We start from the raw sequence: 11449 nt of genomic DNA, 5'->3' as shown, positions 1-11449 counted from the left end.
TCGGCGAACGGGCAGAACATATCGACGTGTGACACTAAACAAGATTTGCAGTACGGTCAACCGGCGCCTGGTCCACGCCGGTCCAGCTGTCCCACAGCCGGCGGTAGCTGCCGTCGGCGGCGACCAGTTCGTCGTGGCTGCCGTCGGCCACCACCCGACCGGCGTCGAGCACCACGATGCGGTCCGCGTGGCGGGCCTGGGTGAGCCGGTGCGCCACGATCAGGGTGGTCCGGCCCTCGGTCGCGGCGAACGCCGCCCGTTCCAGGTCCCGGGCGCCCGCGCTGCCGGCCTCGGCGGTCGCCTCGTCGAGGATCGCCACGTCCGGGTCGGCGAGTACCAGCCGGGCCAGCGCGATCTGCTGGGCCTGGGCGGCGGTCGGCTGGTGGCCGCCCTCGCCGACGACGCTGTCTGGCCCGTCCGGCAGCGCCCGCACCCAGCCCAACGCCCCTACCCTGTCCAACGCGGCGGTGAGCTGCTCGGCGGTGGCGTCGGCGCGGGCCAACCGCAGATCGTCGGTCAACGGGCCGGCGAACACGTGCACGTCCTGACTGACCAGGGCGATCCGGCCGGCGAGGTCGGCCGCGTCGGCGTCGGCGAGGTCCACCCCGCCGAACCGGACGGTGCCGGCGCTGGGTCGCAGCTGACCGGCGACGATGGCGGCCAGGGTGGTCTTGCCGGACCCACTGGCACCGACCAGCGCCACCCGCTCGCCGGGTGCGATCCGCAGCGACACGTCGTGCAGCACCAGCGGACCGTCGTCGTAGCGGTAGCTGACCCCGACCAGCTCGATCGAGGTGTCGGTCACGACGGCGGGCGCGGTCGGGCGCGACGGCGTCGGCAGGTCGGCCACTCCGGCGAGCCGGGCCAGGCTGGCCCCGGCCTGCTGCACCTGGTCGAACTCGGCGACCAGTGCCCCGAGCGGGTTGAACAGGCGGTGGAAGTACAGCGCCGCAGCGGTGGTCGCGCCGACCGTCACCAGGTCGGCCCGCACCAGGAGGAACCCGACCACGAGGACCGAGGTCAACCCGACCCACTCGGCCCGGTTGAGCCGGGATCCGAAGCGGGTGAACATCCGCAGCACCGAGATCGACAGGTCCCGCGCGGCGGCCGACCGGCGCGCGATCGCCGCCGTGTGCGCGGCCTCCAGGCGGTACGCGCGGACGGTGGCCGCCCCGCGCAACGCCCCGATCATCGCCTGCGACCGTTCGCCGGTGACCACCCGTTCCCGGGCGTAGTAGGGCCCCGACCGGGGCAGGTACCAGCGCAGCGCGAGCAGGTACATCGGCAGGGCGGTCAGCCCGGCCAGGCCGAGGCGCCAGTCGAGGGCGAACAGGCCGGCGACGGTGAGCAGCACCGTCAGCAGCGCGGAGACCAGCACCGGTGCGGTGTCGGTGATGACCCGGGTGACCACGGACACGTCGTCGCCGACCCGGGCCAGCAGGTCGCCGGGGCCGATCCGGTCCAGGGTGCCGCCGGGCAGGTGCAGGGCCCGGTCGAGCACCCGTTCCCGCAGCCGGGCGAGCACCGTCTCGCCGGTCCGGGCCACCAGGGCCGCGCCGCACCCGGTCAGGATCGCGCCGACGACGGCCGCGGACACGATCAGCACGACCGCCCGGACCACCGCCGAAGTGCCGGCCGCGGACCGGATGTCGTCGACCATGGTGCCGAGCACCCAGGGGGCGACCAGGCCGCAGGCGCTGGCGGCCAGGACGGTCACCAGCGCCGCGCCGGTCAGGGCGGGGCTGCGCCGCAGTTCGGTGCCGAGCACCGCCCAGGTCCGCCGTACGGTCGCGGTCGGCAGCGTCGCCAGTGGTGTCGTCGGCGACGCCTGCGGTGCCGGCGGCATCGCGTCGGCGGTCTGCTCGGCTCCGGTCGCGGTCATCGCAGCACCGCCGCTCGGTAGGTCTCATCGGTACGCGCGAGGTCGTGGTGGCTGCCCGAGCCCACCACCTGACCGGCGGCCAGGACGAGCACCCGGTCGGCCTGGGCGAGCAGCGTCGGGCTGCTGGTCACCACCAGCGTGGCGGGGGCAGCCGGGTCGTCTGGCCGGTCGTGGCCGTGGCGCGCCGCGCGTAGTCCGGCGGCCAGCCGCTGCTCGGTGGCCGCGTCGACCGCGGTGGTGGGGTCGTGCAGGACCAGGATCGGCGGGTCGGCGACCAGTGCCCGGGCCAGCCCGATCCGCTGCCGCTGGCCGCCGGAGAGGCTGGCACCGCGATCGGTGACCGGGTGGTCCAGCCCGCCGGGGTGCAGCCCGACGATGTCGTCGGCGCAGGCGGCGGTGATCGCGGCGGCCAGCACCGGGTCGGCCTCGGCCGACACGGCGTCGGCCGATACCTGGCCAGCGGGCCGGGCCACGCCCACGCCCGGGTCCGGGTCCGGGTCCGGGTCGCCGGAGTGGACCAGCAGGTTACTGCGCAGCGTTCCCTCGAACAGCGCCGTGTCGTGCGGCTCCACCAGGACCTGCGTACGCAGGGCGTCGATGCTCAGGTCGGACACCGGCACCGCGTCGACGGTCACCGTTCCCCGGTGGTCGTCGGCGGGCACCCGGCCGCGCAGCAGGTCGAGCAGCGCTTCAGCGTCCCGTGGCTCGTGGGCCACGACAGCGAGCAGTTCACCGGCGTGCAGCCGCAGGTCCACGTCGCGCAGGCTGCGGTAGCTGACCCCGGCCAGGGCCAGCCGCACCCGCGCCGGCCGGGCGGGCGTCCGTTGTCCGGGCAGGACGGCGGGCGGCGCGGTCAGCACCCGGGCGACCCGGCCGGCGGAGGCCCAGACCGCGGCGGCGAGCTGGCCGCAGAAGCCGAGAGCGCGGACCGGTTCGGCGACGAACTGGGCCAGCCCGACCACGGTGATGAACTCCCCGATGCTGATCCGCCCACGGATCGCCATCCACCCCGCCACGCCGGCGACGGCGGCGAGGAACAGCCCGCTGGCCCCGGCGGTGATGCCCTGGTAGAGGCCGCTCATCGTGGTGGCCCGCAGGGTGACCGCGAGGGTGTGCCGGCTGGAGTCGCGGTAGCGGCGGGCGGCGTTGTCCACGGCGCCGAGCCCGCGCAGGGCGCGCAGCCCGGTGACCAGGTCGGTGGCGAGCGCGGTGGTGGCACCGGCGGCGGCCTGCTGGGCGGCGGTGCGCCGGGTGACCACCGGGGCGAGTGCCTGCAAGGCGGCGACCAGCGCCGGAACTCCGAGCAGGACGCCGAGACCGAGGGCGACGTCGATGGTCAGCAGCACCGCCGAGGCCACGGCCAGGGCGGCGAGCGCGGCGACGGCGACGGTGCTGGCCCGGATGATCAGGGCGGTGCGTTCGGCGTCGGCGGCGGCGATGGCGAGCAGTTCACCCGAGCGCAGACCGGTGCGGTGCCCACGCGGATCGAGGGCCCGCGCGGCGACCTCCACCCGCAGCCGGTGGGTCTCGGAGTGGATCGCGGCCTCGGTCAGTCGGGCACCGAAGCGCCAGGCGAAGGTGAGGACGGTGAACAGGGCGGCCAGGCCGACCACCGACCCGACGAGCGCGCTCAGTTCGCCGGTGGCCACGGCCTGTTCGACGATCAGCCCGATGGCCAGCGGTACCGCCGCTTCGGCGGCCTGATGCAGGCTGAGCAGGGCGACCCCACCGGTGAGCCGGCCACGGTGCCGACGCAGGGTCCGGCGCAGCAGCCGGGCCGCGGTCAGGGGGGCGGGTGGGCGTACGGGCACGGGCTCTCCCCCGACGGGACGTCGGCCGGTGCGGGTGGCACACGACTCCTGGCAACTGTGAGCAGAGGCTAACCTAAGTCGACGACGGGGCCCATCCACGATCACCGTCGCCGGGCATGACGAGCGCCACTGTCGGGATGACATCCGGAGCGGACTGCGGTAGGTTCTTCTCAGGTCGAGTTTTTCTCAGATCGAGAAATACTAAGAACGAGAACATCCAGCAACGAGAAGGACGACGATGCCGGAGACGGAGTTCCTCGCCAACTACGACCCCCGGGCGTACGCACCGCTCGCGGTCACCGTCGACGTGGTGGCGCTGACCATCCGCGACGGAGACCTGCACGTCCTGCTCGTGGTGCGCGGCGCACCGCCGTACGAAGGGGCCTGGGCCCTGCCCGGCGGGTTCGTCAAGCCCGACGAAGACCTGCCCACCGCCGCCGCCCGCGAACTGGCCGAGGAGACCGGCCTGGACACTCGGGCCGCCGCCATGGACCGGGTGCACCTGGAGCAGCTGGCCAGCTACGGCACACCCGACCGAGACCCCCGGATGCGGGTCGTTTCGGTGGCGTACCTCGCCTTCGCCCCCGAGCTGCCCGACCCGGCGGCCGGCAGCGACGCCGCCACCGCCGCCTGGGTGCCGGTCTCCGCCCTCGGCCTACCCGACCACGTGGAGGCGGACCAGCCGGTGCGGCAACGGCCCGGCACCACCCGACAGCTCGCCTTCGACCACGCCCGGATCCTCGCCGACGGGCTGGACCGGGCCCGCGCCAAACTCGAGTACACCCCACTGGCGACCCGCTTCGTCGCCGACGAGTTCACCATCAGCGAGCTACGGGCCGTCTACCAGACCGTGTGGGGTGTCGAGCTGCACGCCGGCAACTTCCACCGCAAGGTCCTGTCGGTGCCGGGCTTCCTCGACGGCGTCGGTGCCACCACCGAGCGCGGCGGGCCGCGCGGCGGCCCCCGGGCCCGCCTCTACCGGGCCGGCGACGCCCGGCTGCTGCACCCGGCGCTGCTGCGCCCGGCCCGGGAGGAGCAGATCAGATGACCGTCACCGAGGCGATCCACCTCGTCATGACCGCCCCTGGCCCGGCCGAGGTGTTCGGCACCGACGACGCGACCCGCCGCTACCACCAGCTGGCCCGGCTGCTGCACCCGGACACCGCCGGAGCGGACGGCACCGACCCGCGGGCCACCGACGCCTTCGTCCGCCTTGCCGAGCTGTGGCAGCGGCACCGCAACGCCGGCCGCGACACCGTCACCATCGACACCGGCCGGCACCGGTACGTCGTCGACCGCACCGCCACCTACGTCGGCGACCTGGCCGACCTGTACCGCCACGGCGACGACCAGCTGGTGAAGGTCCCCCGCGACCCCGCCAACAACGACCTGATCGCCCGCGAGCAGACCGCGCTGGCCCGGCTCGCCGAGCGCGGCGACCCCCGCTACCTGCCGTACGTGCCCCGGCTGGTCGACGCCTTCCGGCACCGGGACACCGGCACCGGCGCGCTGCGCCAGGTGAGCGTGCTCGGCACCCCGACAGGGCTGTACAGCCTCGCCGAGGTCCGCCGCGCCCACCCCGACGGGGTCGACGCCCGCGACGCCGCCTGGATGTTCCGCCGGCTGCTCGTCGGGCTCGGCTTCGCCCACCGCACCGGCCTGGTGCACGGCGCGGTCCTGCCCGGACACGTCCTCATCGAACCGCAGCAGCACGGCGTGGTGATCGTCGACTGGTGCTACGCCAGCGTCGACGGCTCACCCGTACCGGCGCTGGTCCCGGCGTACGCCGACTGGTATCCCGACGAGATCCGCCGCCGCCACGCCCCCGGCCCCGGCACCGACCTGGCGATGGCCGCCCGGTGCCTGGCCTGGCTGACCGGCGAGCGGGCACCGGCACCGGTACGCCGGTTCACCGCCGGATGCCAGCTGGCCGCGCTACGCCAACGCCCTGACGACGCGTGGCGGCTGCTCGCCGAATTCGACGACCTGATCGAACGGCTCTGGGGCCCCCGCCGGTTCCGCCCGTTCACCATGCCCGACCCCAACCACCGCCAAGGAACCGACCCGAACCCCCGCTAGAAGACCATTACCGAGAAGGAGGCCCGTCATGGGCAGTGGAGCCTGGTCGACCGACGTCTACCGCGCCGCGAGCGCCTACCGCAAGGCCAGCGGCAAGAGTGCCTTCGCGTACAGCGACAGCGGTGCCCGTACCGTCCACCCGACCCTCGACCCGCGCGGCGTCACCGCCCGGGAGAGCCGCGACTCGGCCGAACACCCGCAGTCGCTGGCCATCGCCGTACTGTTCGACGTCACCGGCTCGATGGGTGCCGTGCCCCGCACTCTGCAGCAGAAGCTGCCGCAGCTGCTCGGCCTGCTGCTGCGCAAGGGCTACGTCACCGACCCGCAGATCCTCTTCGGCGCGATCGGCGACGCCACCTGCGACCGGGTGCCGCTGCAGATCAGCCAGTTCGAGTCGGACAACCGGATGGACGACCACCTGGGCAACATCGTGCTCGAAGGCGGTGGCGGCGGGCAGATGATGGAATCCTACGAACTGGCCATGTACTTCATGGCCCGGCACACCGCCATCGACTGCCACGAGCGGCGCGGCAAGCGCGGCTACCTGTTCATCATCGGCGACGAGATGGCCTACCCCAAGGTCAAGGCCCGCGAGGTCGGTACGGTCATCGGCGACCGCCTCGGCGAGGACGTCCCGCTGCGGGGCATCGTCGACGAGGTCCGTCGCCGGTGGGACACCTACTACCTGATGCCGGCCGGCAGCCACTACGCCGGCAACCGCCGCATCCTCGACTTCTGGCGCGACCTGCTCGGGCAGAACGCGGTCGAACTCGACGACCTCGACGCGGTCTGCGAAACCATCGCCACCACCGTGGCGCTCGGCGAGGAGGCCTGCGACCTCGACACCGCCCTGGCCGATCTGCGCGACGTCGGCGCCGGCGACGCCGCAGCCACCGTGTCGCGGGCATTGGCCCGCGTCGGCGCCGACCGCACCCCGGCGGTACGCGGCACCCTGCCCGGCGGCTCGGGCCACACCGACCAGGTGACCCGGCTGTGAACCTGGTGGCCAGCAGCCCTGGCGACGGCTGGGCGGACGCGACGGCGAGCCGGCACGTCGCCGTGGTCGACCTCGGCTACGGCGACGCCGGCAAGGGCACCGTCGTCGACTGGCTCTGCGCGACCCGACCGGTCGAGGCGGTGATCCGCTTCAACGGGGGCGGGCAGGCGGCGCACAACGTCGTGCTGCCCGACGGTCGGTCACACACCTTCGCCCAGTTCGGCGCCGGCACCTTCCACGGGGTGCCGACCCACCTGTCCCGGTTCATGGTCGTCGATCCACTGGCCCTGGCCGGCGAGGCGGCGCACCTGGCCGGGATCGGCGTACCCGACGCGCTGGACCGGCTGACCGTCGACGGTGACGCGCTGCTGGCCACCCCGTACCACCGGGCCGCGAACCAGGCCCGGGAGATCGCCCGTGGGGCCGACCGGCACGGCTCCTGCGGGATGGGGGTGGGCGAGACCATGTCGTACGGCCTCGCCCACCCCGACACCGCCCCCCGGGTCGCCGACTGCCACGACCCCGGCCTGCTGCGGCACCGGCTGACGCTGCTACGTGACCGGCTCACCGCCGAGCTGGGCCCGCTGGACGCCCCGCCGGTGGCCGACACCGTCACCGCGTTCACCGCCTTCGCGCAGCGGGTCGTGATCGTCGACGGCTCGTGGACGACCCGGCTGCTGCGCGCCGGCCCGGTCGTCTTCGAAGGTGCCCAGGGGGTGCTGCTCGACGAGTGGCACGGCTTCCACCCGTACACCACGTGGAGCACCACGACGTTCGGCAACGTGGACACGCTGCTGGCCGAGGCCGGCATGCCCGGTACGGCGACCCGGCTCGGGGTGCTGCGGACGCTCACCCCCCGGCACGGGCCCGGCCCGCTGGTCACCGAGGACCCGGCGCTGCGCCCGCCGGAGCGGCACAACGGCACCAACGCCTGGCAGGGCCGGTTCCGGTTCGGCCACTTCGACGCCGTCGCCCACCGGTACGCCCTCGACGTCACCGGCGGCGTCGACGCCCTCGCCCTGACCCATCTGGACCTGGTCGGCGCGCACCGGCTGCGGCTGTGCGACGGCTACGACTGGACCGACCGGCTGCCGACCGGTCCGCCCGGTGACCTGGACCGTCAGGCGGCGCTGACCGCGAAGCTGCTGGCCAGCCGACCCCGGTACGCCGCCGACCCGGAACCGGAGCCGGCGGCGTGGGTCGACGCGGTGCGCGACGCGCTCGGCGTCCCGGTGTGGCTGACCTCGCACGGCCCCACCGCCGCCGACAAGCGCACCCGCCGACCCGGTTACGGCAGGTACACCCGGAGCCAGGCGAAGTACTTGACGACGACCGGGGTGGCGGAGTCGAAGTCGGTGCCGCCGTACCAGCGGGTCTCCCCGGCGCACTGATACTCGATCTTGATCTGCTGTCCGCCGGCCAGCAGGCTGGTCAGTCCGGTGCCGCCCATCACGTCCCTGGTCGCCACATTGCGGTAGAAGACTCGAAGGTCCGGGCAGGGTGGTGCGCCGTTGGCCATCTGGACGAACAGTCGCGCCTCGGTGTATCCCGGATGGAACTCGTAGCGATCGGCGGAGCCGCCCGGGACAGCCCGCACCGTCTCGGCGATCAGCCGGTTGCCGACCCCGCCGCTCCACTGGATCGCCTCACCGTCGAGGCGGAGCAGTACCGGCCACTCGTAGGGGCCGACCCAGTCGATGTCGAAGGTGCCGTCCGGGCGGATCGGCGTCGTGCGCGGATCGTTCGCGACGTCAGGATCAGGTGCGGCGATCGAAACCACACCGGGTAGCTCCCTGGGGTGGGTCCACCCGCTGATCGTGGCACGGGGATCGAGCAGGACCTGCGCCACGCGCTTCGTCTCGCCTGCGGCGAGGGTGACCCGCCGGGCCTGCTGTTGCCGGCCGGTGCCACCGTCCGGCCCCACCCACTGCGCACCGTACGGGCTGTCCAGCTTCGGCAGGGCGAACAGGTTGTACTGGCCGGGCCCAGGCACCTGCACGGTCACCCGACCGCCCCCACCGCTACGCGCCGGGCAGGCCTTCGGCAGGCTGAACGTGGGGACCGGCAGGGCGAGCACGCAGACGCCCTTGACCGGCTCCCCGGTGGCCCGGTCGAACACCCGGGTGGTGATGGCGGTGCCGCTACCGGGGTCGGTGACCGGCGCGGCCGCCGCACCGCTGGTTATCCCCGCCGTCACCGCCACCCCGACCACGGCCGCGATCGGCCACCGCACGCCGGCCGAGCGCAGGCCAGGTCGGGCAGGCCAGCACCGCTGTCGACTGTTTCTCATTGCACCCACCGATCCTCGGCGTACACGGAGTCATGGACTTCCTACCACCTGTGTGCGCACCTGTCGGGGAGGCCGGAACAGCCTCCCGCCGTGTCGTCGAGCGTCAATCCCTTACCTGACGTGTGTCGTTCACCGGCGGGTGGGTAGGTCGGAAGAGGTCCGAGCCTTCCTCGATGACAACTCAGGAATCCTCACCATGACAACCGCGTTCCGTCTACGCCAACAAGCCGCCCCCGCCCCGACCGGCCGCGACCGGCCCCGCTGGTACGGGCCCGGTCTGCTGTGGATGGTGTCGTCGGTGGGCTCCGGTTCGGTGCTGTTCACCCCACGTATCGGCGCTCGGTACGGCTACGAACTGCTGTGGCTGGCGTTGGTCGTCACCGTACTCATGTGGATCATGATTCGCGAGGCTGGCCGGTACAGCGTGGCCACCGGCCGTACCCTGCTCGATGGCTTCCGCGACGTACCGGGACCGGCCAACTGGGCGATCTGGGTGATCTTCGTCCCGCAGGTCGTCGCCGGGGTGGTCACCATCGCCGGCATCGCCGCCCTGGTCGGCAGCGCGCTCATGGTGGCGCTGCCCGGCGGCCAGGCGGTCTACGCCAGCATCATCATCCTCGGCTCAGGCGCGCTGGTGCTGGCCGGCCGGTACCGGGGCGTGGAACGGATCACCGCCGTGATGGCGCTGGTGCTGGTCGGCGCGGCCATCACCGCAGCGGCCAGCACGGTCAGCGGCGACATCGCGACCGGCCTGGTACCGGGTGTACCGGACGACCTTGACCTGTACTTCGTGCTGCCCTGGGTCGGATTCATCCTGGCCGGTGCCGTCGGCATCATGTGGTTCTCCTACTGGGTGGCGGCGCGTGGCTTCGGCGGACCTACCGGCCCGTCCTCGTCGACAAACCACACCGACGACTCGACGGACCACACCGACGACGGGGCCGGCGACAGGGCTGGTCCGGGCCAGCGGGTCGGCCACGACGAACGGATCGACCGGGTGCGCGCCTGGACCCGGACGATGAGCCGGACCGCCGCGCTCGGCGTCGCCGGCGGTGGACTCGTTATCGTCTCCTTCCTGGTGCTGGGCGCCGAACTGCTCGCCCCACAGGGGCAGGTTCCCGACGGGGTCGACGTCGCTCGCGACCTGACCGCGCTGCTCGGCGATCTGTGGGGCACCGTCGGTGAGGTGCTGCTGCTGACCTGTGTGGTGGTCGCGCTGTGGGGCACCATCTTCGCCAACCAGGACGGCTGGGCGCGCACCTACGCCGACGCCACCCGGCTGGTCGCCAGCGGCCGGCACGACGGATCGCCCGCCCGCCGGCACGACGACGGGCCCGCCTGCGATCAGGAACCGACTGGCCGGATGGGTCGGCTGCTGCGTCGCCCACGGGCGGTCTACCTGACGTACGTCGCGGTCGCCATGACTCTCGCCCCGCTGGTGCTGTTCCTGCTGGTCCGCAACCCGGTCGAGATCCTGTCGGTCGGCGGGATCATCGCCGCCGCACACACCCCGGTCGTGGTCGGCCTCACCCTCTACGTCAACCGCCGGCTCCCGGCACCGGTACGGCCGTCGCCGACCAGCCAGGCGGCGCTCGGCACCGCCGGGTTGTTCTTCGGCGCCTTCGCCGTCGTCTACCTGCTGAGTCTGGTCGGCGTCCGGATCACCTGACGCGGCCCGACCACCAGCGGGACGGCCTGGGACGGCCTGACCGTCGCAGGAATCCGGCCCTCTCAAGGGGCCTACATCGACCGCCTTGAGGGCGGCAACGCTGACTGTGTTTTGCTAAGCAGAGCGTGGTCGGTCTTCCCGCTCCGCGTCGGATCTGGTTTCCGAACCTGACAGTCGCGCGACGACCCACACACGTACGGCGGCCCAGGCCGCCGCTGCCAGCACGCCGGTGGGGCCGATCACCGGGTAGGGGTACGTCTGAGCACCGTTGACCAGAGCAAGGACTCGCCGCCGCGTCGGCACGTCATCCGCCACGATGAACTCGTGCGGTCCGCCGGTCGGCAGGAACGCCTGCATCGCGAGCCAGCCGAGGTAGCCCAGCAAGAGCACGCCGACGATCACCCAGCCCAGCGGCCTGGAATCAGCGAGCACCTCGCGGGGCCCGGCCAGCAGGAATACACCCACCAGCGCGGCGACCACGCCCACAACCGTCAGCAACAACAGCCCACCATGCGGTCCGGTGGTGCACCGCCGCCAGGTCGAACAGCTCCACGTTGGTCGGTGCCGTCGGTACCGTGTCACGCAGGGACCGGTACGCGGCGACCCGGACCAGCGCCGCAGCCGGCACCAGCAGCGCGCCACCGGCGGCCAACCAGACCGGCACCCTGGTGCGAATCGTCATGTTCCACACTGGCCCGAGCCTACGCTCACAACTCTGAGG

9 protein-coding genes are annotated in these 11449 nt (G+C 73.2%); 5 read left to right on the top strand and 4 right to left on the bottom strand.

The genetic code is table 11. The annotated features are described in order from the left end of the window. Positions 1-34: 34 nt before the first annotated feature. Positions 35-1846, bottom strand: coding sequence for an ABC transporter ATP-binding protein (locus O7623_RS03915; protein WP_282229298.1), 1812 nt, complete (start codon positions 1844-1846; stop codon positions 35-37). 32 nt (positions 1847-1878) lie between these two features. Next, positions 1879-3693 (bottom strand): ABC transporter ATP-binding protein, encoded by a 1815-nt coding sequence (locus tag O7623_RS03910; protein WP_282227216.1) that lies wholly within the window; start codon positions 3691-3693, stop codon positions 1879-1881. Positions 3694-3931: 238 nt separating this feature from the next. On the opposite strand from O7623_RS03910, the gene O7623_RS03905 reads away from it, so the two are divergent. From O7623_RS03905 to O7623_RS03890, 4 genes are read left to right on the top strand one after another with little or no spacing between them, the layout of a single operon-like run. Next, positions 3932-4741, top strand: coding sequence for an NUDIX domain-containing protein (locus O7623_RS03905; protein WP_282227215.1), 810 nt, complete (start codon positions 3932-3934; stop codon positions 4739-4741). Further along, positions 4738-5772 (top strand): serine/threonine protein kinase, encoded by a 1035-nt coding sequence (locus O7623_RS03900; protein ID WP_282227214.1) that lies wholly within the window; start codon positions 4738-4740, stop codon positions 5770-5772. The genes O7623_RS03905 and O7623_RS03900 overlap by 4 nt, the downstream gene beginning before the upstream one ends. Before the next feature lie 28 nt (positions 5773-5800). Next, the gene (locus tag O7623_RS03895) at positions 5801-6769 is read left to right on the top strand and encodes a hypothetical protein (RefSeq protein WP_282227213.1); all 969 of its coding nucleotides are present in this window, start codon (positions 5801-5803) and stop codon (positions 6767-6769) included. A 2-nt stretch (positions 6770-6771) separates the two neighbouring features. Next, positions 6772-8160, top strand: a complete 1389-nt coding sequence (locus O7623_RS03890; protein WP_282229297.1) for an adenylosuccinate synthetase — start codon at positions 6772-6774, stop codon at positions 8158-8160. On the opposite strand, the gene O7623_RS03885 is transcribed toward O7623_RS03890, so the two are convergent. After that, complete coding sequence (locus tag O7623_RS03885; RefSeq protein WP_282227212.1) at positions 8058-9002, bottom strand: hypothetical protein; 945 nt, start codon at positions 9000-9002, stop codon at positions 8058-8060. The genes O7623_RS03890 and O7623_RS03885 overlap by 103 nt on opposite strands. Before the next feature lie 253 nt (positions 9003-9255). On the opposite strand from O7623_RS03885, the gene O7623_RS03880 reads away from it, so the two are divergent. After that, positions 9256-10728, top strand: a complete 1473-nt coding sequence (locus O7623_RS03880) for an Nramp family divalent metal transporter (RefSeq protein WP_282227211.1) — start codon at positions 9256-9258, stop codon at positions 10726-10728. Between the two features lie 114 nt (positions 10729-10842). Here O7623_RS03880 and O7623_RS03875 read toward each other — a convergent pair whose 3' ends face one another. Then, positions 10843-11208 (bottom strand): hypothetical protein, encoded by a 366-nt coding sequence (locus tag O7623_RS03875; protein WP_282227210.1) that lies wholly within the window; start codon positions 11206-11208, stop codon positions 10843-10845. Positions 11209-11449: the final 241 nt, after the last annotated feature.

It is taken from the genome of Solwaraspora sp. WMMD791, from assembly GCF_029581195.1.
Classification (GTDB): domain Bacteria; phylum Actinomycetota; class Actinomycetes; order Mycobacteriales; family Micromonosporaceae; genus Micromonospora_E.
Note: the sequence above shows the minus strand (reverse complement) of the source record. Positions and strands in the feature narration are given on the sequence as shown.

What these genes read in the sequence shown, in the direction of transcription:
- O7623_RS03900 (WP_282227214.1), top strand. Translation starts at nt 4,738, where the DNA reads ATGACCGTCACCGAGGCGATCCACCTCGTCATGACCGCCCCTGGCCCG.
- O7623_RS03895 (WP_282227213.1), top strand. Translation starts at nt 5,801, where the DNA reads ATGGGCAGTGGAGCCTGGTCGACCGACGTCTACCGCGCCGCGAGCGCC.
- O7623_RS03880 (WP_282227211.1), top strand. Translation starts at nt 9,256, where the DNA reads ATGACAACCGCGTTCCGTCTACGCCAACAAGCCGCCCCCGCCCCGACC.
- O7623_RS03905 (WP_282227215.1), top strand. Translation starts at nt 3,932, where the DNA reads ATGCCGGAGACGGAGTTCCTCGCCAACTACGACCCCCGGGCGTACGCA.
- O7623_RS03915 (WP_282229298.1), bottom strand. Translation starts at nt 1,846, where the DNA reads ATGCCGCCGGCACCGCAGGCGTCGCCGACGACACCACTGGCGACGCTG.